Here is a 22,338-nt window from a genome sequence, read left to right as displayed (position 1 = left end):
GCGCCGGCAGCGGCACTGGGCCGCCGCCCGTCACAGCACCAGTTCCTCCGACCACACCCGAAAGCGCGCGCTGTCCTGCGCGGGTGCCTCGGCGGCGGCGGCCGCTGACGAAGGGTTCAGCAACGCGGCAAGCTGGCTTGGCAGCAGCGGCGCCGGGTCGGCATGGAAGACCGCCGCGACGCGCTCCATCTCAGCGACGTCCAGCGCCGCTGCCATCGACAGGGTCGGCATGCCGGACGCCAGAGTCGTGTCGCGCGACTCGGCCAGCGGCCGCAGCGCGTTCAGCCATGCCCAGGCATCGGCCGCCGCCGCGGTGGGCTGGGCGGGCATGGCCGCCACGCTGGGCTGCCGGACCGGCGTGCCCTGCGCCGTCAGCAGCTGGTAGACCTGCCCGCCGTCCAGCAGGTTGAAGGCCGTCAGCCCGTTGCTGCCGCTGTCGCGCAGCACGACGCCGCGAGGCGCGTCCACATCCAGTGTGTTGGCCTGCACGTCCAGCGCTGCAGGCGCCTCGGACGCGCCACCGGCCAGCGCCGGGCCGCGGCCCCGCAGCGTGAACAGGTCGGCGTAGACATCCACCGCCGCATCGCCATTGGCCTCGCTGATCGTGCCGCCGGTGGACGCCAGCACGACGGCCGCCGGCGAGGCACCCGCGCCGCGCGTGTCGATGCGACCGACACGCAGGTCGCCGCCCGCCTGCACCTGCACGTCGCCGCCCTGCGTCGCCAGCACGCCGTCGGTGTTCATGCGCAAGGCACCGCCGACGGCCGCATGGACATCGGCCCCTGCGGCCGTCAATGCGAGCCGGCCGGCCAATGTCAGGTCCTGGCCGGCGGCCAGGTCCAGCAGCTGCACGCCGGCGTTGGGGCCCGTGGCGGCGCCCTGCAGCGCCAGCGTACCTCCGGCCAGCGTCAGGTGAGGCGTGACGACGCTGCCGAGCGTGGCGACGTCGATGCGCGTGGTGCCCAGGTCGCTGCGGCCCAGCTGCACCTCGCCAAAACCCTGCAGCGCCGCCAGCTGCGCGCCGCCAATGGCAAGCCCGGCACCGGTGCCGCCCACGGCCATGTCGCCGCTCGCACCGGCCAGCTCCACCCGCGCGGCGGCGCTGCCCGTGATCAGGCCCGACAGCGTCAGCGCATCGACATGGATGACGGCGCTGCCGCTGCTGACGACGACGTTGCCGATGACCAGCTCCGTCGCGCCGACGATGCTCAGCGACCCGCTGCTCAGGTCCAGCCCGCCCTTGAATTCCACCTTGCCGCTGGCCTGCAGCGTCAGGTCGCCGGCCAGCTTCACGTCCTGCGCGAAGCTGATGTTTCGCGCGTCACTGACCGCGAGCCCACCCAGCCGCTCGACCGCGCCGATGGCACCGCCGAAGACGACATCCGCGCCATCGCTGGCCACGACGAGCCGGTCGGCGGCGCCGCCGGCCGTACCGTCGATGGCGCCGCTGATCGTCACCGGCCCGTCACCCCGGCCACCGCCCTGCCCGGCCGTGACGGTAACGGCACCGTCGAACTTCAGCGCGCTGTCGATCGTCACCGGGCCCTGCTGCTGGATGGCACCCGCCGGCAGGTTAACGAAGGCCGTCGCGCCGCCCGCCTTCAGCGACACGGTGCCGGTCCCATCGGCCGTCACGCTGCGGCCGTCCAGCGGCGCGGTGCCGTCGGCGAAGACGATGTTGCCGTCGGTCGTCGCCAGCGCGATGCTGCCGTTGCCGCCGGTCGTGACGAGGTCGGACTGCGTCGCGTCGTCGATGGACGCAGCGGTCGTCGCCGTGGCGCTGACGCGCCGGACGGACACCGCCACGTCGGTGATCGTGACGCCATCGGCCTCCTGCAGCCAGATGCCGCCGCCCGCCGCGCGGGCGCTGATGCGCTGCACGGTGGTCTCGAGCCGGTCATCGGCACGGCCGATGCCGACAGCGGCCGACAGCCGCAGCGACGCCGTGCTGACTTCCGCGCCGGTGTGCCCGCTGGCGGCGACGATGCTGCCGCCCGTGGAGATCAGCGACACCTGCCCGAGGCCGGACGCGATGCCACCCAAGGTCAGGTCGCCGCCGGCCTGCACGCGGATCGCGGCGTCGACGACGGCCAGCGTCGCGGCCGGCGCCATCGTCACCGCGCCGCCGGCCTGCACGTCCAGCGTGCGGCCAGTGCGCGTGATGGCGACGCCGGCGTTCAACGCCATGCTGCCGGTGGCCAGCAGGCTGACAACGCCGGACGTGCTGCGCAGCGCCGCGCCGAGGCTCAGGTCGCCGGTCACGTCCAGCAGCACATTGCCGCCCGACTGCAGGGCCAGCCCGTCGGCATTGCCGCCGTCGGTGAGGCTCAACGAGCCGCCCGTGACGAGCACGACGTTGCCTGCCGAGACGAGGTCGGACAGCGCGGCATCCGCCACCGAGGTGGTACTGCCATCGGCGCCCACGCGCGTCGTCGACACGCCCACGGCGTCGACCGCGAGCGCATCCACCTCGCGGGCGAAGAAGCCACCGGCACCGGTGCCGGCCACGCTGGCGGCGAGTGTCGCCACCTGCAGTTGCAGCGGAGCGGCACCGGTGCCGAAACCCTGCGTCGTGCCGGTGCCGGTGGACTGCACGCGTAATGCACGCGCCGTGATGTCGGTCTCGGCGCCGCCGGCATCGGTGATGTTGCGGGCCAGCAGGCTCACATCGCCGCCGGTCTGCAGCGCGCCGATGGCGAGGTTGAGCGTGGCCGCTAGGCGCAGCGAACCGCTGCCGCTGGTGAACACTGCGCCGTCGGCCATCGTCAGCGACGCGCCGGCCTCGGCGTCCAGGCTGGACGCGCCAGCCAGCGTGACGTTGCCGGCGCTGTTGAAGCTGAGGTCGCCCCCCGCACGCAGGCTGGCGTTGCCGGCGGCCGTGATGCCGGCCTTAACGGCGACGCTGCCGGTCACGGCACGCAGCAGCAGCGCGCCTCCGCTGGTCACCGCATGGGCGGGGCTGGCAGTGCCTGCGTTGATCGTCAGGTCGCCGCTGTTGACGGTCAGCAGCAGCGCACCGCCGGTGGCGGTGGTGAGGTCTTCCTGCGGTCCCAGCTCCAGCGGCGTCACGCCACCGTTGCTACCCACACGCTGCAGGCTGATCGTCACGCGGTCGACGGCCAGCGCCTGGACCTGCGCGAGCGACAACGAGGCCGCACTGCCGCTCAGCGTCGTCACCGAGGTCTCCAGCGCGTTGGCCGGGGTGCCGGCATCGCCACCGGCCGTCAGGCGCAGTGCGCCCGCCGTGATGTCGGTCTCCGTGTCACCGGCGGCATCGCCATCGAGGATGGCGCCACCGGCGATCAGCGCTGCACCGGCGATGCCGGCGTTGAGCGTCTCGATCGTGATGTCGCGGCCGGCCTGCAGCGCGATGACGCCATTGGCAGACTGCACGCCCACTCCTTGGCCCTGCGTGATGTCGCGTGTGGCGACGAGATCCACGCTGCGCGTACTACCCGTCGCGCTGACGTTCGCGTTGAGCAGCAGGTCGGCACCGGCGTTCAGCGACACGACGAGCCCGCTGAGCGCCCCATTGACGGACAGGCTGCCCGGGCTGGTGATCAGCACCGCGCCCGTGGCGGTGGAGGCGCCCCCCAGAGTGACGTCCCCGGCCCCCAGCAGCACGAAGCTGCCGCTGCTGGTGATGCCGGCCAGCGCGGCATCAGTGACATCGGCCAACATGAATGCGCCGTCCGGCCCCGTGCGCGCACTGGTGAACGCGGCCAGGCTGTCGACCACCGCCGCGCCGCCCAGTTGCGACAGGAACACGCCGCCACCGGCCGTGGCCACGGCCAGGCGCGGCACACGCATCTCGATGAGGTCGCTACCCGCACCGACGCCATCGGTTGCCGCCGTGCCGGTCGTGCGCAGCATCAGGCTGCCGGCAGTGAGGTCGGCCTGCGTGTCGTCATCGCCCGTGAGGTCTTTCACTTGGCTGGCGGTGATGCTCATCAGGCCACTGCCAGCATCCAGCTCCGCCAATGCCAGCGCACCCGTGGCCGACAGGCGCAGCGTGCTGCCGCCACTGCTGACAAGGCTGCCCTGCGCCATCGTCCAGGCACCCGCGGCCTGCAGGTCGACGGCACCGCCGCTGCTGCGTACGATGCCCGCGGCGGCCTGCGTGACAGCGCCACCGGCCAGCAGGCTGATGATGCCACCATTGCTGGCCAGGCCGGCATTCAGCGCGAGCGCGCCGCTGGACTCCAGCCGGATGTGCCCCTGCTGCGTCTGCACCGCGGCATCCACGGTCAGCGCACCACCTAGCGTACGCAGCACCACCGCCGCGGCGCCGCTGGACAGCCCCTGCACCTCCGTCACCGGCACGCTGCCGAGGCTGCCGTCGGCAGCGACGCGCTGGACGCTGCCGAAGCTCGTCCCCAGCGCGCCATTGATGCTCAGCCCATCGGTCTCGGTGACGTAGATGCCGCCGCCACTGCTGGCGCCGAGGTAGGTCGCCGTGGTCTCAATGGCATTGCCGCCGACGCCGATGCCGGCAGTCGCGATGAGCACCAGCTTGCCGGCCTTCAGGTTGACGGTGCTGTCGCCGGGCACGTCCGGGTCGCGCAGGCTGCCGCCGGCGTTGACGGTCAGCGCCCGCGTGCTGCCTACGTCGATCTGGCCGACGCGCACATCGCGCCCCGCCTGCAGCGACGAGGCGCCCTGCGCGGTAGCCACCGTCCCGGCCTGCATGAAGAGATCGCGGCCGGCGACCCAGTCCAGGCTGCCGCCGGCGGTCAGCGCGATCGGGTTCATCGTGATGTCGCGCGCGGCGGACAGGCTGAGCACGTCGGCGCTGACGACGTCGGCATTCACTCCGAGGTCGCTGCCAGCCGAGAGCCGCACGCGCTGGGCGTTGACGCCCGCCAGCGTGGCCAGGCTCCCACCGGCGCTCAACACCAGCGGCGCGGAAAGGCCCGCCAGTCCGTTCACGGTGGCGTCGGCCGGAAGCGTGGCCACAGTGCCATCTGCCTGCACCCGATTGCCGGAGCTGGCCGCGATGCTGTCGACCAGCACGTCATCGGCCTCGCTCAGATACACGCCGCCCAGGCCAGCCGATTGAACGGCCAGCCGCTGCACCTGCAACGACAGTGCATCACTGCTGCTGGCGATGCCATCGTTCGCGCCGGTGCCCGTGGCCAGCAGCCGAGCCGCGCCGGCGACCAGATCCACGCCGGCACCTGCGGCGCTGCTGATGCGCGTGCCCTGCATCCACGCCTCGCCGCTGCCGGCGTTGAGCTGGCCCGGCGTCAGCACGCCACCGCTCTGGAGGCGCAGTCGCCCGCCGTTGCTGTTGACCGTTGTGGTCGCCGCCATGCTCAGCGCAGCGCTGGCCTGCTCGTCGATGGCGCCACCGGCCGTGCTCAGGCCGCCCGCCGCGGCATGCGTGATCGCCGCGCCGGCCAGCAACGTGAGCTGGCCACCGCTGCTGGACACCGCCGCATTGACGTCGAGCGAGGTGGCCGCGCTCAGGCGCAGGTGACCGCCGGCGCTGGCCGCCGTGTCGAGCGTGATCGCGCCGCCTGCGTTCAGCACGAGGCTGCCGCCGGTTGCCGTTAGGCCTGCCAGCGCCGTGGACGGCGTCGTCGCCGTCACCGTGCCCAGGGTGCCGACGCGGTTGACCGCCACCTCGGCAACGCTGCCGACGCGCACGTCATCCACCTCGTTGAACGCCAGGCTGCCCGCCCCGCTAGCCGCCAGGTTGGCGGCCTTGATCTGCAGCGGCGCGGCGCCGGTCCCGATGTCGCCGCCCGACTGCACACGCAAGCTACCCGCCACGATGCTGGCGGACTGCGAGGCCGACGTGACGGCAGCGCCGGCAACGACCGTCACCGTGGCACTTCCGGCGTCGATGCTGCCCAGCGTGACGGCGCCCGCCGTCTGCAGCCGCTGCGCGCCACCGGCCGTGGCCAGCAGCGTGGTGGCGCCGACGCTCAGGCTGGCGCTGACGCCGAAACCGGCCCGCAGATCCAGCGTCTGGCCTGCCCCGCGCGTGCGGACCTCCGTACCGGTCAAGGCGAGGTTGGCGCCCGCCACCAGGCTGATGCTGCCCGCCTGGGCCAGCACATCGCTCTGCACCGCCAGGCTGCCCGCAATCGCTTCGAGCAGGATGTTGCCGCTGCCGTTGGCATGGACTGGGCCGGCCACGGCCATGTCGCCCGCGCCGTTCTGCACGACGATGGCGCCGCTGCCCGCCGTCGTCAGACCGCCCGTGGCGATCGTCAGCGGCGTGGATTCCTGGACGAACACACCGCCCGAGGTGCCGCTGACACTGGCCGTCAGGCTACCCAGCCGCGTGTACAGCGGTGCGATGGCGGTGCCCACGCCGTTCAGCGACGTCAGCGTGGCCAGCGCTGCATCACCGTCGAGGTTGGGCGCATTGCCCGTCAGCGCGTCGAGGATGGCCCCGCCGGTCGACGTCAGCGTGATGCTGCTGGCGGCGCTGAGCCCCCCCACTTTCAGGTCGCCTGCCGACGTCAGCGCAATGGCGCCACTCTGACCGGCATCCAGCGTCACGTCCGTCAGGTCCAGCACGCCGGCGCTGTTGAGCGTCAGCGTACCGCCCACCGTCGTCACGGCGGCCCCCAGCGTCAGCGCGCCGGTGCCCGAAGTGATGGTGACCGACGAGGGGCCCGTCGACGTGATCGGGGCCGAGCTGTTGGCGGTGAAGGCATCTGCCGCGGCCAGCGTCACGGGGCCGCCATGCACGCTGACGGGCGCCTGCAGGTTGATGTCAGAGCCGGTACCCAGCGCCGAGAGGCTCAGCGCGCCATCCGTCGCCAGGCTGATGCCTGCGCCGGCGGCCAGCGTGATGTTGCCCGGGCGGGCACTGCCGTCCGTGATGCTGGTGCCGGCATGGCTCGTCAACGAAATGCCGTTGCTGCCGGTCACGCCGGTCTGGGCCAGGTGCAGGAGCGTCACCGTGCCGTCGATGACGGTGTCCGCGAAGCGGCTCGTAGAGCGCGCTGCATTTTCATTCAGGACGATGTCGCCCTGGCCGTTGTTGACGACGTCCAGCTGATTGATTTCCAGGTTGGGCAGGCTCACGCCGGTCAGCGCGCTGGCCGTCAGACTCAGTCCGCGCAGCGGTTCGGACACGCCGTCGCCCGGATTCAGGTCGACCTGGCGAATGCCGCCGGCTGCCGACGTCATGGCGAGGCTGTCGGCCTCGGTGAAGTTGTTCAGCGTGATGTCCGAACGGGCATCCAGTGTCAGCGAGCGCGCCGGCCCGAGCTTCAGGCCACGCTGCAGGTTGTCGTCGATGTCGACGACGGTCACGTGGTTGCCAAGCACCTTCAACGAACCACCGACGACGGCAGCGCCGTCCTCCGCCGTGCCGACAAGCACGTCACCGCTGCCTGCGAGCGCGTGCCCGGACCCGTCAGCCGTGCCGATCGTGAAACTGGTGAAGCCGCTGCCGAAGGCCCTCATCTCCTGGGCCGTCAGCTGCAAGGCGCCCGTCGTCGGGACGCCGGGCAGGTAGAACAGATCTATGGGCGTGGCCAGCGTGGCCGGACGCAACTTGACGGTCCCCGTGCCGGCAATCGCGCCGGACCCGAGCGCGCCGTTCAGCATGTCGATGGAATCAGCGGCGACGTCCATGCTGCCGCCCTGCTGCAAGACCACCGCATCGTTGAAGACGACGCGGCTCGCGCCCAGCACGGTCAGGTTGCCGCCGTTGCCCAGCGTGATGCCTTTCGAGAAGGTCACGATGCCGGTAGCGTTGATGGTCAGGTTGCCGTTGATCGCCACGTCCTGCGAGAACGTGACGTTGTGAGCCTGCGTGATCGTCAGGCTGGAGAGCAGGTCACCGCCCTCGCTGCCGGCCGACAGCGAACCCAGGAAACTGATGTTGCCGGTCGCAGCGGCCGTGAGGGTCAGCACGTCGGTGCTGCTGCTGTCGTTACCACCAAGGTAGTGCGTGTTGTTGCCGCCGAGGGCGATAGACCCGCCCGAAGTGATCGAGACGGTGCCGCTGACGCGGATGGAGTCCGCGTTGTTGTAGTTGCCTCCCGCGGCAAGGCTGCCGCTGATGACATTGGTGTGGCCGGAGCCGAAGGCGGTGTAGTTCCCCGCGACGATCAGGTCGCCCTCCTGGCGGACGTGGCCGCCCGCACCGTCGGCGTACACGGTGAGATCGCCATGGACGACGACGGGCGAGCCGTCTGCATGGCCGATCCAGACCGCATTGCCCGCGCCCGGCGTGCCGACAACGGACTGGCCCTGGTCGATCAGTGCGGCCGCATCGATGGCGCCGGGTTCATACGCGCCCATGAGCGCCGCCGCATGGGCGTCAGGCAGCAAGGCCACGGGCACCGCCCCCAGCACCGGGTCCGCCGACAGCAGCACGCGGGCCTCCAGTGCTTCCAACTGCCAGGCGCGCACGCCACCACGCACCGGTGCGAGTGCCACGGCGCCCGTGGAGTTCGACGTTCGGCGCCAGCGGCGCGGCAGCAGGGAGCGGAGTTTCACGGGTGTTCCTTTCTTATGAGGCAGCCGGCCCCGTGATCACCGCGTGATCAGAGCGCCAGGCTCTCCTCCCAGACATCGAATGCAGTATCGGCCGAGCGCTGCAGGCCGCTGGCCGCCGGCTGCTGCGAGCCGCTGCCGAGCAGCCAGGCACGCTCCAGGCGCTGCGCGAGGCCGAAGGACGCATCGGACAGCAGCTCCAGCACGGCGCCATCCGTCGGCAGTGCGGCCACGCCATCCTCGGGACCGGCCAGCGCGGCGAGGTAGACGCTGGCGGCGCTGTCGTGCGGCAGATCGGCGACGTCGGACGTCAACGCCGACAGCGCATGGCGCGCCGGGCTGTCGAACAGCGAACCCTGACGCAGCTCGGACAGCGGCCGCAGCGCCTGCAGCCAGGCGGCCATGTGAGCCGTCACGTCGGCGGCGCTGCCGCTGGCGCCGGGCGCGATGGGCGCGGTGGAGCCGCGCAGCGGGCTGCCGTCAGCGACGACCTGCTGGTACAGCACGCCGTTGTCGAGCAGGTTGAAGCGGGTGCGCCCGTCAGCGCCGGTGTCGCGCAGCATCAGGCCACGGCTGTCGTCGGCGTCCAGCCGCTCCACGTCGACATCGATGGCCGCCGCCGTCGTGGAGCTGCCAGGCGTCAGCGCGGGGCCATGGCCGCGGATGGACAGCCAAGCCGCATGCACGTTGACCGCGTCGTCGTTGTCGGCATCGACGATGTTGCCGGTGAGCGCCTGCAGCAGCACGCCGCCGCGGCCGGCGTCGACGCGGCCGAGGGTGATGCCGGCGTCGGCCACGGCCGTCACGTCGCCGCCGTTCGTCGCGATCAGTGAGCCCGGCGCCATGCTGAGCGCGCCACGGCTGTCGATGTTGAAGTCGGCGCCCGCGGCCGTGAGGGCCGTGCGGCCGCTCATCGACACGTCGCCGCTGGCATGTAGCGCGACATGGTCGGTGAACTGCAGGCCGGCGCTGCCGCCCTGCAGGCTGAAGCGGCTGCCGGTGATGTCCAGACCAGTCGCCGCGAGGCTGGCAAGCGTGTCCGTCGAGACGCGCACTTCGCCGCTGGTCTCCAGCCGCACCGCGCCAAAGCCTTGCAGTCGCGCCAGCGTCGCGGCGTTCAGCAGCAAGCCGTCTCCGCTCTCGGCCAGGCTGATGGCGCTGCCCGTGGCATGCGGCTGGATGGTCAGCGCGCCACCGGCCGATGTCAGCGGGCCGTTGAGCGTCAGCGCATCGACGCCCAGCACGACGTTGCCATGGGCCACGCTGCTGGCGCCGAGCGTCAGGCTGCTGGCGCCGTCGACGACGAGGTCGCCCTCGGCGATGACGACGCCGTTCAGCACCACGCGCGTGGCGCCGACGATGTGCAGGCTGCCGCCGTCGAGCAGCAGGTCGCCGTGGAACTCGACGGTGCCGCTGGCGTGGACCGTCAGGTCGCCGATCAGGTGCACGCTGGATGCGAAGCTCACGTCCGTTGCGCCGTCAATTGCGATGCCGCCGAGGGCCGTCGTGCTGCCGATGGCGCCCAGCACCGTGACGGCGCCGTGCGCGTGCATGGTCAGCGTGTCGGCCGGGCCACCGGCCTTGCCGTCGATGTCACCCGTCAGCGTGACGCCCTGGCCGGCGTGGATGACAAGGTCGCCCTGCACGGCCAGCGCGCTGTCGAGCACCACGTCGCCGGCCTGCTCGATCGTCTGGGCCGGCACGTCGAGCACGGCGCCGGGGCCCTGGGCCTGCAGGCTGACAAGGCCGCTGCCATCGGCCTTCACGGCCACACCGTTGGCCGGCGCGCTGCCGTCGTTCAGGACGATGCCGCCGGCCAGCGTACGCAGGCCGATGCTGCCGTTGCCGCTGGTGATGAGGTCGCTCTGCGTGGCGTCCGTGACGGTGCTGGCCTGGCCGCTGGCTTCCAGGCGCGTGACGCTGACGGCCACGTCGTCGACCGTGATGGCGTCGGCCTCCAGCAGCCAGATGCCGCCACTGCCGGCGCGGGCGGACACCGTGCCGACCTGGGTCTGCAGGCGGTCCGTCGCGTTGCCGTTGTCCAGGCCGATGCCGCCGCCGGCCACGATGCGCAGCGCCGGGGCCGTCACGTCGATGTGGTCGCCTGCCGCACCCAGAATGCTGCCGCCCGCCAGCAGCGAAACGGCCGTGGCGCTGCTGACGCTGCCCAGTTGGAGGTCGCGGCCCGCACTCAGGCGCAGCGCTGCGAGCGCATCGGCGCTGGCGCCGCTGGCGAAGACGATGTCGCGCTGCGCCTGCACATCGACGCTGCCGGCGCTGGACAGGTGACCGCGGACGGCCAGGTCCTGGCCCGCCGCGAGGCTGACGGCGCCGTGGGTGCTGACGTCTGCATCCAGCGTCAGCGTGCCGCCACTGGCGAGCAGCAGGGTGTCGGCGGTGACGGTGGACTGCGTCAGCGTGAAGTCACCCGCATTGACGACCCGCACGTTGCCACCGGCCGCAAGCTGCAGCGTCGCAATGTCGGTGTGCAGGCCGGCCACGCCGCTGCCGGCGGCGAGGCTGGCACCCTGGCCGAACACCTGCACGGCCGGCGCCGCACCGGCCACGCCGATCTGGCCGCCGGCCGACAGGGCGACCGTCGCCGAGCCGGTGCCGCGCGCGTCGATCTGCGTGACGGTGATGTCGCCGCTCGCGGCGAGGTCGATGGCACCGCCCCGGCTGGCCACGGTGCTGCCACCGGCCATCGTCAGGTCTCCGCCATTGACGGCCAGGCCCAGCGCACCGCCCTGCGTCGTCAGGCCGACGGACTGCACCGCCTGCGCGGCTGCGCCGTCCTCCGACAGGCTGGCGCTGAGCGCGCCGACCTGCAGAGTTCCGGTCTGCACCAGTTGCAGGCTGGCGGCCTGGCCTGCGAGCTGACCGACGGCGATCTCGATCGGCGCAGCAGCTGTGCCGGCGCTGCCGCCGGCCTGCAGCAGCAGCGAGCCGGCCGTCACGTCGACCGCCGCATCGCCATCGGTGATGTTGCCGCCTGCCACCAGCGTCACGGCGCCCGGCGTGCGCACATCGCCCAGCGCGAGGTTGCGACCGGCCACCAGCGCCACGCTGCCGCCCGCGTTAATGCCATCGGCATCGCCCATGACGAGATCCATGCCGGCGCGCAGCTGCAGGTTGCCCGTCGCCATGGCGCCGCCCAGAGCCGCATCGGTGAGCGCGTTTGCCGTGACGCCGCCATCGGCCTGCACGCTGCCGACGCTGACCGGGCCGACCGCGCCGACCGTCAGGTTGCCGCTGCTCGCCAGGTTGAGGCCGGCGCCCGCCTGCGCGGCGACGACGCCGGCCTGCAGGTCCAGGGCGTTGTCGGCCGTGCCGATCGCGTCAGCGGCCTGCAGCCGAACGCTGCCGGCCGTCACGTCGGCCGAGCGGTCGCTGTCGGCATCCAGGATCTTGCCGCCGCTGATGAGGCTTACCGCGCCATTGCCGGCATCGACGAGCGCCACGGTCAGGTCGCCGTCCGACTGCAGGCGCACGCTGCCACCGTTGCTGCGCACCTGCGCGCCGGCCGCCTGCGTGACGCTGCCGCCGACCGCGCGCACGTCCACCGTACCGCCCTGAGTGGCGATCTGGCTGCCGGCCGCCTGAGCGACGCTGCCCTGGACGACGACGCTCACCGAGCCGCTGCCGGCGGTGACGTTGGCATTGAGCTGCAGGCTGGGCTGGTTCAGCGCCACAGTGTTCACGGCGATCAGCACATTGCCGCTGCCGTTGGCAGTGATGTCGTTGCTGACCGTCAGCCGGCCTTCATGCGTGTTGGCGCTGGTGATGATGAGGGCTCCGTTGCCATCCGCCGTGGCACCGGACAGCGCCGCGCTGCTGCCGACCGCCGCCACCGCGCCGACCTCCAGGCCGTTGCCTTCAGCGACGAAGACACCGCCCAGCGTCGACCGCACGGCCAGCGTGTTGATGGACGTCTCGATCGCATTGCCGGCGGCGCCGATGCCCGCGCCGGCCTGCATCTGCAGGCCGTTGGCCGCGACGTTGACGGTCTGCGCGCCGCCCGCGGCGTCGGCGTCGAGGAGGCTGCCCGCCGTGACGATGGCCACGTTGCCCGCACCCGCGCTGACCTGCCCCAGCATGACGCCCGCCTGGGCCTCGATGCGCTGGCTGCCGCCCGCCGTGACGAGGCGTGACGTGGCCGCCATGACGAGCTGGCCGGGCGTCGTGAGTTCGATGGACGCCGTCGCGCCCTGCGTCTGCACGCGACTGGCGGCGGTCATCCACACGCCCACCGGCGCGGCGAGATGGATGTCGCCGATGCTGGACGTGACGAGGCTGTTCAGCAGCAGGCGCCCGGCGAGCGTCTGCAGCGTGATCTGTCCGCCCGCCAAGGCGCTGTCGGTGACGGTCTGGTCGGCCGTCAGGTCACCGGCCAGCAGCTTCAACGACAGCGCACCGCTGCCACCCGTGACGCTGAGACCGCCAACCCCCAACGCGAGGGCGGATGCCTCCACGATGAAGAGGCCGCCACTGGACGTGTTGCTGGCGGCGAGCGTGGCCACATCGGTCCGCAGCTCGGCTTCGGCGCGGCCGATGCCGGTGGACGCTGCCAGCCGCAGGCTGTCGGTCCGCAGGTTGGCAGCATCGCCGGTGAGGCCGTCGATCAGTGCGCCGCCCGTGGACGTCGCAGCAATGCTGACGCCGGCCGCAACGACAGACAGGCGCATGTCGCTACCCGCGTCGAGCGTGACACGGCGCGCATCCTGGCTGCCGCCGCCCAGCGAGCTGACGGTGACGCCGTCGGCCATGCTCAACGCACCGCCGGCCGTCAGTTTGACGAGGCCACCGGCGCTGAGGACGTCGGCACCCAGCTCGATGTCGGTGCCCGCATTCAAGGTGAGCGGCGCAGCACCGCTGGGCGCGATGCGGCCGGCGCCATTCGTCGCGAGCCGGTCCTTTGCGCTGAGCGAGATGCTGCCGGCCACGCCGGTGACGAGCTGGTCGATGACCAGATCGGCGCCGGAGTGCGCCGCACCACCGGCGGCGAGGCTGATGCTGCCGGCACCGGCCGTCCAGACGCCCGAGCCGCCCGCCAGCACATGGATGGCGCCGGCGGCGGTCGTCAGCGCGATGTTGCCGTTGTCAGCGCTGCCGAGCTGCGCCAGCCGCAGCACGTCGACGCTGCCGTCGATGTCGGCCAGCTGCAGCAGCGGCGTGGCGCGGCCCGCGTTGACGGCGAGTTCGATGCTGCCGCTGCCACTGTTGGTGACATCCAGCCCATGCACTTCCAGCGAGGTCAGGCTGACGCCGGCATTTGCGGACACGTTCAGGTGGATCGCGCGCAGCGGTTCGTCGAACAGCCCGTCGGCGCTGGAATCGACCTGGCGGATGGCACTGAGCGCCGAGTGGAGGTTGACCGTCTCCGCCTCGATGGCGTTGGAAAGCGTGATCTGGTTGACCGCGTCGAGCGTGAGGCTGCCGTGGTTGCCGACGCGCAGCACGGCGCTGGCCTGGTCGAGGTCGGCGACCGTCACGGTGCTGCCGAAGATCTCCACGCTGCTGCGGAAGGTCATGCGGTTGGCCAGCAGGTTGGCACCGATGGTCACGGCGCCGGCACTCGCGACGGCGTGGCCGTCCGAGCCGGCCTGGCCGATGGTGATGCGCTGGAAGCTGCCTTCCAGGGCCATCAGCTCGTTGATATCCAGCTGCAGGATGCCCGGGGAGTCCGCCTCGCCGGGCGATCCGATCTGGATGGCCTGGCTCAGAGTGGTGGCCCGCAACGTCACCGAACCGGAGCCGGAGAACGCCCGCTCGGGCATCAGCAGGTCGATTTCATCGCCCTCGATCAGCGCATCGCCGGCATGACCGGCGATAGTGCCGGTCAGCACGACGGAGCGCGCCATGACGACATGCTGCGCGCCGCGGATGATGAGGTTGCCGCCGTTGCGCAGCGTGACGGAGCCGTTGAAGCTGACGTTGCCGGTGGCTTCGATGACGAGGTCGCCATCGATGATGACGTCCTGCGCGAACGTGACATCCTGCGCGTGCAGCACGTGCAGGCTCGTCAGCGCATCGCTGGCCTCCTCGCCCGCACCCACGCGGCCAGCGATGGTCACGTTGCCGTTGCGGGCGTCCAGCGTCAGCGTGTCGATCGAGCCGGGGCCGTCGCCGCCGAGGTAGTGCTGGCTGCTGCCCCCCAGGACGATGCCCCCGTCCAGCGCGGTGATCGTGCGGTCGCCGTGGATGCGCACGGAGTCGTTGATCGTGACGTTGCCCGTCGAGGCCGTCGCGTCGGCGGTCAGCAGCGTCGTGTCCCCGGAGCCGAAGATGGTCAGCGACGGCGCCAGCAGCTGCGTGCCGATCGTGACGTGACCGCCGATACCGTTGGTGTAGAACACCACGTCATCCTTCAGCGTCAGGCTGCGGCCCGACGTGTCGGTGACGTTGATGGCATTGGACGCCCCATCCGAGCCGAACACGAGGCGGCCGAAGCCGTCGCGCAGCTGCGAGAGGTCGTTGCGGTCCAGCAGCATGCTGCCGCTGCCGGAGCCGCCGAGGTCGCCCAGCACGATGGTGCGGGTCGGGTCGATGGTGGCGAAACTGAGCTGGCCGCCTGCGCTGCGCATCGCCGCGGAGATGTCGACATCGTCGGCGGTCACGCTGACTGCATCGCCGTTGGCATCGAGCGCCGAATTGAAGACCTGCTTGCCCGACAGGCTCGCGACGTCGGTACTGCCACCGCGCGCACCATTGCTGCTGTTGGCCGTCCCCAGCGAGACGGCACCCGTGGAGACGATGGAGACGTTGTCCCGCTGCGAGCTGCTGGCCGCGACGAAGCCGGCATCGATCAAGATGGCCAGAGGGCTGACGCGGAAGCCGTCGACCTTCTGGCCGACCTGGCTCAACGCAGACAGCGTCAGCTGGCCCCCTGCGGTGCGAACGAAGGCACCGCCCGCGGCGCGCAGCACGTCACCGTTGTGGACACCGAAGAGGGCTTCCTCGTCCGGCGTCAGATGGGCGGCAATGACGGCACCGTTCACGACGCCACCGGTCATGCCGAGCTCGAAGCGGCCGCGGGTGATGAGGCGTTCGAGCACCGGGTCGAAATCGCCATTGCCGAGCTGCCGCCAGTGCGCAGCGCTGGCGTCTGTCAGGACACTGCCCTGGACCGAGCGGATCTGCACGTTGCCGCCACCCGTCGTGCTGCTGGCCGGTGTGGCGTCGATGCCGGCGGCCAGCGTCACGTTGCCAGTCTCGGCCGTCAGCGTGACGGCACCGCCCAGCGTGGTGACGTCGGAGCCCAGCGTCAGCGAGCCGGCAGCGTAGAGTGTCAAGGCGCCACCCGCCAGGTCGATGGCATGCAGGGCGGTGGTGATGTCGCCACTGCGGTTGACGATCTTGACGTTTCCGTTGCTCGCATCGCCGACGGCCGTCTGGTGGATGCGCTCGATGACGACACCGTCCACCTCTTCCAGCGCGATGTCGCCGCCGCCGGTGTTGGTGAGGTCCAGCGCATGGACCTGGATCTCGATCGGGTTGGCCCGCGTGCCGATACCACCATTGGACGTGATGACCAGGCGTGCGTCGGCGGCGATGATGTCGGTGTCGCCCTCGCCCCCATCCACCACGCCGCCGGCGTGGACGATCAGGTCGGCGGCTGACGTGCTGCGCAGCTTGCCCAGCGTGATCTTGCCTGCGGCGTTGAGTTCCAGCGTGCCGGAACCGGCATCGATGTAGGTCTCGGCCGTCATCTCCAGCACGCCGGCCGGATTGGACGACACGGTGCCGGCCAGCAGACGGATGTTGCCGCCGGCCGTCGTCACGTCGGCCTCGGCCGCCAGCTTCAACGACCCTGCCGCGGCGATGGTGACGCTGCCGGTGGCTGCAGTGACGCCCTGGTTCAGCTGGATGCCGCCCGCCGTGGTGCTGACGGCCAGCGCCGCGCTGCCGGTGACGGCGAGCACGCTGTCGACCGTGAGTGCGCCACCTGCCTGCACGGTAATGGCGGCACCACCGCTGACCAGGCGGCTGATGACGAGGCTGTCACGCTCGCGCACGCTGACGGCACCGCTGGCTTGCAGGTCCAGCCAGCCCGCGGACAGGTCGACATCGACGGCCGCGCCCGGCTGCGTCGTCTTGATGGTGACGTGGCGGCCGGCCGTCGCGACGGTGTCGGTGGCGTCGAAGTGCAGCAGCGTCACATTGCCGCCGGCGACGATGGTGATGTCGCCCACCGAGCCGATGAGGTGGTTGATGGTCACGGCACCCGCAGCATTGATGGTCAGGTTACCGCCGGCCAGCGTCAGGTGATCGATGGTGAGCGGGCCGCTGCCGACCTGGTTCAGCGTGATGTTGCCGCCCGCATCCAGCAGCGTCACGTCCATCAGCGTCACGGCGGTGGTCAGGCTCAGGTCGTGCGCGGCGTGCACACCGGCTGAGCCCGCGGTGGCCGTCAGGCGACCGGCGGTGATGGTGTTGCCCACCGTCAGGCTGTCATGCGCAGACAGCGTGATCTCGCCGGTGGAACTCACATTCAGCTCGGACACCACGACCAGCGAAGCACCCGACGATCCCAGCGTGATGTGCTCGCCCGCATTGGTCTCCAGATCGACCACGGCGAGGTTGCCGGTGGCCACCATCGCATAGCTGCCGTTGGGACGCGACGGCAGGATGAGCACGTAATCACCGTCGGGTGTCAGCGTCGTGCTGGTGCCACTGCGGTCGAGCGAGCCACCGGCGTCGAACGTGGCGTTGTCGGTCTTTGCTTCCAGCGTCAGCGTGATGCCGTCGGCCTCGACATGCGCCGTGACGATGGCATCACCGTTGATGTCGCTGGCGATACGACCCAGCACGGTCGCCCAGGTGTCGCCCGCCTGGACGATCTTGGTGTAAAGCGAACCGGCATTGACCTTGACCGCATCGCCAACGGCCAGCGTGCCAGTGAAGGTGACCGTGTCCTTCTGCTTGGCCATGTTGCCGACCGCCACGACGGTGCTGTGCACCGGCTGCTCGCCAGCGACGTCGCGTTGCTGGGCGTCCAACGCATGCACGTTGCTGACGTTGAACGCCGCATTGTCGACGTCTGCCGTCAATGTCAGCGTCATGGAGCCGTCGGTGTGCGAGGCGGTGACGGCCAGGCTGGTGTCCCCGTTGATGTCGTCGCGCAGCGCATTCAGGACATCGTCCCAACTGGTGTGGCCGGTCGTGGCGACGCCCGTGTACGTCTTGGTGCCGATGTCGACGGTGAGCTTGTCACCGACGCCCAGGGCATTGACCGCGAAGATGACGTCGGTGACCTGCTTGACGTCGGTGCCGGCGGCCTGGATGGGTGCCCCGGCAGGGTTGCTGATGGTCTGCGTGGCGCTCGACGCAGTCAGCGTGAAAGTAGCGCCGTCCGTCAGACCGGTCAGCGTCAGCACATTGGTGCCGGTGGTGTGTGTTGGCGTGGCCGCCTTACTGCCGTCACCATTGATCGCGGCGAACAAGCCCGCCGCCAGTTCGTCGCCGGTGGGCGTCGCATCGGTCGTGAAGGTATACGCCGGACGTGTGCCGACGGTCAGCGAATAGGTCGTGTTGGCCAGCGGCGCGGCGGCGAACGTGACGGTGCTGACCTGCTTGGTGCTGCCGGTTGGCGCCGTCGTGTGCGTATCCGGCGTGTCGGTGATGGTCAGCGCACCCACTGTGAAGGTCTGGTTGGCCTGCTCGCCCAGCAGCCACAGCGTGCGTGGGTCCAGCGTCATGCCGGAGCCGACACTGATCGGCGTGCTGCCATTCACGCCGCTGGTGAGCAGCAGCGTGGTTCCCTCTGACACCGCGACATAGCTGGTCCCGGAGTCGCTGGTGATGGCGTTCGCCAAGGACTGCGCCACGGTGAATGCGCTGTCGCCATCCGCCGCGGTGAACGTGAAGGGGTGCGTATCGATGGTGACCGTATAGGTGCCGGCGGGCGTGACGGTGATGCCCGACAGATCCACCACACGCTCGGCGGCATCGACGTTGGGATTCGCATCGATCTTGGCAGCAAGCGCGCGCAACAGCGAGGCGAAGTCACCCGCGACTATCGTGTTGTTGATCGGCGAGCTGTCGATCTGCGCGCTGTACGAAACGCCGTTGACGACAATGCTGTAGACCTTGCCGCTGTCGATGACGAGATCCGGCGCGAACGTGATCGCGCTGCGCTGCTCCTGCGTGAGCCCGGCATTTACACGCGGGATGCTGACGTCGTTGGTGGTCTCCTGGGCAAACGGCGTCGTCACGTTCTCCTGCATGCTGGCAGACACCGTGAACGTCGTGTTCGGGACCGTACGCTTGACGATGAGGCTGGCGTCACTGCCCAGCGTGACGCTGAACTGCCCACCGGTCTCGATATCGGTCTTCAGCTGCCCCAGCAGGGCCGTCACTTCGGCGGCGGTGGCGACGGCACCGGCCGCGACGAGTGTGCGCGAGAAGGGCTGGCCATTCAGCGTGACGGTGTAGATGCGGCCACCGAGTGCCTGGCCCTGGAAGCTGATGAGCTCCTGCTGTTCACGGTAAACACCGGCAGCGACCAGCTCCACCGGGGCGTAGCTGATGATGGCGCCGCCAGCGACCTGCTGGGCCTCGGCCGTGACGGTGGATGAGCCCTGCGCAAGGATGCTGCCGATGACACGCACTTCAAGCTGCTCGGGATGGGCGTTGTCACCGGTGTCCTGCGAGGTTAGCAGGCGCTTGGAGGTCACGTTGCCGTTGTGCAGGAACTGCAGTTCGGCCGCATAGATGTCGGCCGCGTCCTGGTCGTAGGTGCCTGCGGCCGTGCGCAGTTCCTGGATGGCCCCGCCCGCATCGAGCGTGACGCGCCCGATGTCCGCCGCGGCGCCGGTGGTCGTCTTCTGTGCGCCGACCGACGAACCTGCCTCGATGTAGTCGATGGACAGGTCGCCAGCGGCCTTGACGGTGATGTCGTCGTGGTCGGCGTAGTTGACGATGCGACGCACGGACAGGTTGCCGCCGCCCTCCAGGCTGATCGCGCCATCGCGGGCCGAGATCTCCTCGATGACGACGTCGGCACCGGCTTCCTTGACGGCGATGTCACCGGACTGCGTGCTGATGACGGTGAGGTGGCCAGGCTGCGGATGAGCGCCGGTGGACCGGCCCGTCAACGTGTTCAGCTGGATGCCGTGCGCCGCGGTGACGCTGAGCGTGTTCTCGGCGATGGCCACGGATGCCTGGTCGGTGCTGAGCGTGTCGGCCACCAGTGTCAGGTCGTTGCTTGCGCGGATGATGCCGCCGCGCAGCGTCAACGTCCCCGACGTCTGGATATGGACGTCACCCGTCGCATCGAAGTTGTCCACGCCACCCACGAAGCCCGACAGCACTAGATCGCTGGTCAGCTGGACGTTGATGTCCCGCTTGGCCCGCAGCTCGAACTTGGCCGCCGGGAGAGCTGCGATCTGCAGGTTGATGTGGCCGGACGCCACGGGGGCCGCGTGCTCTTCGATGTGCACCGTCGTGCTGAGGACGCCGTCGCCGTCGTAGTCCACCCCGAGGATGGCCACCGGGCGGCCCGCATCGAGCACACCGTCGGCGAAACCGTCATGGTCGGCATCGACACCGGCCTCGACGAACACGTCATCGCGGTCGTTGTCGTGGTTGATGTCGATCGAGCGGTCGATGTCGGTGTCGCCCCGAGCGGTGATGATGAGCTGCTCGATGGTGCTGCCCGCTGCGGCAGCTCCTCCGTAGTAGCTGGTCTTCTGCAGGATCTGCGTGTGCGTGGTGGTGTTGCCGCTCACCAGATCGCCCAGGCGCACGTCCTGGCCGGAGATCAGCTCCAGGTGACGGTTGGCGCTGAGCGTCGCACCCATCAGGCTGAGCGTGCCGCCGCTTTCCAGGATCAGCGTGTCGGCGCTGAGCACCGTCGGCAGCCTCCGCGTGGCATTGCCAGGAGTGCCGAACAGGAAGTAGTCACCGGCGCGGTACTCCATGTGCTCTTCGGCATTGAAGAAGCGGTAGAGCTGCACCGACTGCTTGGCGATGAAGGTGACGCCTGCGCTGTAGGCCAGCGAGTCGTGGTTGGCGCCCACGGCAGGTGCGGTAACGAACACGCTGCCGGCAGTGCTGACCAGCCTGAGGTTGTCGGCACGCACAAGCGGCAACTGCGCCAAAGTCACGTCGGCGCCGGCGTCCACGCGCAGATCGTGCTCCGCCTGGACGGACACCGTGGAGCGCGCGCTGCTGGACGCTGCATGCAGCGCCGACTGTGCGCGCAGCACCTGCAGGCCCAGCGACAGCTGACCGATGCCATCGACTTCGCTGAGCACGATGTCCCCGTCGTCGGTGACCGCGTCGAGCTGGTTGGCGGCAATCTCGATGCCGACTATTCCGGCGTGGGCGCGCAGCGTCAGCACGTCGGCCACGATGTCCGGCGCGTCGTCGACGAAGTTCTCGGTGATGCTGCCGCCGGTGGACGTGATGCTCACGTCGCCTGCCGACGTGAACTGCGTGACCAGGTTGTTCTGCGCGTCGCGCACGACGGGCAAAAGCCCGCCAACCGGGATGTAGATGCCGGCGCTGACGTCACGCACGAACACGTCCCCCGCAGCCACGACAGTGATTTCGGCATCGGCGCCGTTGGTCTCGTTGTTGGACGTGATGCGCAGGCCGGCGAGGTCAGCACCGCCCGCCGCCCGCAGCTTGAAGCTGCCATCGGCCACCGTGGTGTCATGCACGGTGATGCGGCGCGCCGTCTTCTGGTCTATCAGCACGTTGGCCGCAGTCTGAGTGGTCAGGCCCAGAGAGAACACGGACGTGTTCAACGTGACGGCACCGGGCGACGCCGTTGTGTCGAGCCTGGAGCCGGCCACGACGGTGAGCGTCTCCGCCGTCACGAGCGAGTTGGCGTCGATGGCCAGCACCTGGCCCTGCGCGTTCAGCACCACATCGCCGCGGTCGAGGCTGGTGGTGGAGCTGTCCCGGCCGGCGGTGATGGTGCCCACGCGCAGATCGGCAGACGAATATCCGGTCTGGAAGGTGCGCAGCGTGATGTCGTTGCGGTCCGAGTCGCCCTTCGCGAGGACGGAGGTGGCGGTCAGGCTGCCATACACGCGCACCTGCACGAAACCATCGGCGGCCTCGGCGGCATCCAGCAGCAGGTCGCCCTTGTTGACGATGTCGATGTTGCCTTCGCCCGTCAGCTTGACCAGGCCAAGGTGGCCCACGCGCATCGCCAGCACGATACCGGCCTCGGCCGTGACGTTCAGCGACTGCGCATGGATCTCGCCGCTGATCACGGTGTTGGCGCCACTGCCGGTGACGGCCTGCAGCACCTGACCGCCAGCCGCCAGAAGATCGACGCTGCCGCTGGCGTCCATGAGGCTTTCGCGCAGCATGACGCTGCCACCCAGCGCGCCGGCGTGCACGCTGATGTCACCGCTCAACGCGTACAGGCGCGTGTCGCTGTCCGTCGTGATGCTGCCGCTCAGGCCGCCGCTGCCATCGGACGCGGCGGCACCGGCCTGCAGGTTGATGGAACCGGCCGTGATGCCCCCGGACAGGCTGATGTCGCCCTGCGCGGTGAGGCTCACCAGCCCCATTGTGGCGCCCACTGCACCGCCGACCGAGCCGGCAAACAGCAGATCGCCCTCGCTGCGCAGCGCGACGGCGGCGGCGGACTGGCCGCCCGCTTGCGTTCCGATGACCACCGCGCTGTCGTCCAGGCGTAGCGTGACGCCGGCGTTCACTGCCACCTGGTTGCCTTCCAGTTCGACCGCCAGCGGGCGTGTGCCGGAGGCATCGGTATGCGACACGCCGTGCAGCGCGACCTCGTTGCCTGCCGCGATGGACAGGTGGCCCAGGGCCGACACATGGCCCGACAGCCGCACGGTGTTGCCGGCATCGATGGTCAGGTTGCCGCCGCTGATGGACGCCGCAGAAGTG

2 protein-coding genes (1 of these 2 running past the window's edge) are annotated in these 22,338 nt (G+C 70.4%); both read right to left on the bottom strand.

The annotated features are described in order from the left end of the window. Window positions 1–30: 30 nt before the first annotated feature. On the bottom strand, window positions 31–8,469 hold the full coding sequence (locus LXT13_RS01190; protein WP_233369773.1) for an LEPR-XLL domain-containing protein: 8,439 nt from the start codon (window positions 8,467–8,469) through the stop codon (window positions 31–33). A gap of 47 nt (window positions 8,470–8,516) precedes the next feature. Then, on the bottom strand, window positions 8,517–22,338 hold the end of the coding sequence (locus tag LXT13_RS01185; RefSeq protein WP_233369772.1) for an LEPR-XLL domain-containing protein. It continues 22,991 nt past the right edge of the window; the window shows 13,822 of its 36,813 coding nt (coding positions 22,992–36,813); its start codon lies off the right edge, out of view; it ends in the stop codon at window positions 8,517–8,519.

Source organism: Pelomonas cellulosilytica, from assembly GCF_021353265.1.
Lineage (GTDB): Bacteria > Pseudomonadota > Gammaproteobacteria > Burkholderiales > Burkholderiaceae_C > Pelomonas > Pelomonas cellulosilytica.
The sequence above is the reverse complement of the archived record's forward strand: the minus strand, read 5'-3'. Positions and strand labels throughout refer to the sequence as shown.